The sequence below is a fragment of the Butyricicoccus sp. genome (assembly GCF_050872565.1).
Classification (GTDB): Bacteria; Bacillota; Clostridia; order Oscillospirales; family Butyricicoccaceae; genus Butyricicoccus_A.
The window spans coordinates 1-2,351 of sequence record NZ_JBNMHC010000349.1; the positions used below are offsets into that span (position 1 = coordinate 1).

General features: G+C 49.7%; 2 protein-coding genes and 1 pseudogene. All 3 read left to right on the forward strand.

Annotated elements, in window-relative coordinates; genetic code table 11:
- Nucleotides 1-62 precede the first annotated feature (62 nt).
- The 3 genes and pseudogenes from ACR0P9_RS11190 to sdaAA all read left to right on the forward strand — a co-directional run bounded on the left by ACR0P9_RS11190 (nucleotide 63) and on the right by sdaAA (nucleotide 2,227).
- A pseudogene (locus ACR0P9_RS11190) lies at nucleotides 63-556 on the forward strand (YibE/F family protein).
- Between the two features lie 127 nt (nucleotides 557-683).
- A complete protein-coding gene (gene sdaAB / locus ACR0P9_RS11195) occupies nucleotides 684-1,352 on the forward strand; it encodes an L-serine ammonia-lyase, iron-sulfur-dependent subunit beta (protein ID WP_432620168.1) in 669 nt (222 codons plus the stop codon).
- The gene (gene sdaAA, locus ACR0P9_RS11200; RefSeq protein WP_432620170.1) at nucleotides 1,349-2,227 is read left to right on the forward strand and encodes an L-serine ammonia-lyase, iron-sulfur-dependent, subunit alpha; all 879 of its coding nucleotides are present in this window, start codon (nucleotides 1,349-1,351) and stop codon (nucleotides 2,225-2,227) included. Before sdaAB ends, sdaAA begins: the two co-directional genes overlap by 4 nt.
- Nucleotides 2,228-2,351 lie beyond the last annotated feature (124 nt).

Consider the following 2,351-nt stretch of genomic DNA (forward strand, 5'->3'; position numbering starts at 1 on the left):
TGTATTCCGTCATCAGTCTAGTCTTTACGTTTATCAGTATTCTTTGGTTCTTCCTGCCTGCGATTTATCGCAGCTGGTCTCCCATTTTAGCTGCCATTGTTGTGGTTGTTCTGACTACATTGGTTACAATGTATCTGGTCGGCGGTTTCACGGCCAAAGCCACCGCTGCCGTTCTCGGTACAATTTTAGGTATGCTTGCTGCCGGTGTGCTCGCGTGGATATTTGGCAAAATCACACATGTCACCGGTTACAATGTATCCGACATTGAAAATCTGATTTACGTCCAAGAACAATATGCCGTTCCGGTATGACTGTAGGACGCGACATGATGGGTACCATGTCCAACACGCTGATTCTCGCGTTTGCCGGCGGCTCGATCAATACCATTGTCATGTTCTACGCGTATGACTATGAGTATTTGCAGCTCATCAATCTGTTCGACATGGCCATCGAAATCATTCAAGGTATTTCCGCCAGCATTGGCGTCATTTTAACAGTTCCTTTCGTATCTTGTATTGGCGCATGGCTCATCGTCAAACATCGAGACACTTTCTAAAACAATTAGTTTATGCATTGCTTTTTGTGTCAGCAGACGCTATAATGTCTAATAACGTATTTTATTGCGATTTTCTGTAAAAATGCACCAAAAGTGGTATCTATTATACACTTTAAGGAGGATTTTCATGCGTTTGTTTGATATTTTAGGTCCTATTATGGTAGGGCCTTCCAGCAGTCATACCGCCGGTGCCGTGCGCATCGGACTCACCGCCCGCAAGCTGCTCGGTGAAGCACCGGTTCACGCCGATATTTCCCTGCACGGCAGCTTTGCCCTCACGGGTCATGGACACGGCACAGACTGTGCATTAATCGCCGGTCTGCTCGGAATGCAGCCGGATGACCTGCGCATTCCAAACAGCTATGCCATTGCAGAACAAGAAGGCCTGTCCTTCACATTTTCCACCGTGCAGCTGCGCAATGCACATCCAAACACCGCTCGTTTACAGTTGACCGGCGTCAGCGGACGCACGCTGGATGTCGTTGCTGAGAGCATCGGCGGCGGACGCATCCGCGTCAGCTCGATTGATGGCATTGAAGCCAATTTTTCCGGTGAGCACAACACACTCATCGTGCACAATCAGGACACGCCGGGTCATGTCGCTGCTGTCACTTCTGCTTTGATGCAGAGACATGTGAATATTGCAACGATGCAGTTATTCCGCAATGCACAAGGCGGCTATGCAGTCATGATTTTAGAATGCGACCAGCCTATCCCAACCGATATTGAACAATGGCTGTCTCACATTGATGGCATTCAAAAAATTACGATCTTTAATCAGGAGGAACCGTCATGAGCTTTCCCAGTATCGCTTCCATGCTGGAAGCCGCAAAAACAGCACAAAAACCGCTGTATACCGTCATCTGTGAGGACGATTGCCAAGAAAACAATTATTCTCCAGAGGCATCTCATCGACAAATCGCAGCCCTGTGGGAAGCTATGCAGCAATCCAGCGAACAGTACTGTGCTTCTGACCGCTCCAACAGTGGCTTAATCGGCGGTGATGCAGAGAAACTTCGATTGGCAGCCCAAGCCGGTGCGCTCATCGGCGGCACCTATCTTCTTCGCGTCATTGAAGAAGCGTTCAAGGTCGCAGAATGCAATGCCTGTATGAAGCGTATCGTTGCCGCACCGACTGCCGGAAGCTGTGGCGTTCTTCCTGCCGTGCTTATTCCGCTTACAGAAGAAAAAGAGCTGGACACGGAAGTGATTTTACAAGCATTGTATATCGCCGCAGGTTTTGGACAGGTCACCGCAACCCGTGCCAATGTCGCCGGTGCGGAAGGTGGATGTCAGGCGGAAATCGGTACTGCCAGCGCGATGGCAGCCGCTGCCTTGACGCATATTTTAGGCGGAACAGCGGAACAGTGTGCCCATGCGTTTGCGATGTCTCTGGGTAATCTTCTCGGTCTGGTCTGTGACCCTGTTGCCGGTCTCGTGGAAATTCCATGCGTCAAGCGCAATGTCATTGGCGCAGTCAATGCAGTCAGTGCGGCAAACATGGCACTCGCCGGTATCACGTCCCACATTCCGGCTGACGAAGTGATTGATACGATGGGAGAAGTCGGAGACACCCTTCCGGCAAGCCTGCGGGAAACCGGTCTGGGTGGACTGGCTGCCACCCCAACCGGACAGAAAATTACCGAGCAAGTGCTGCATCACGAGGAATAAAACGCGATTGTAAACCTTGCAAATCATTGAGTTGACATTCTGTCTTGCGGCTCGTATAATAGTAAACTAGTAGAATTAAATTAGTTTACTAGTATAGGAGTTTTATCATATGGACGCACTGACA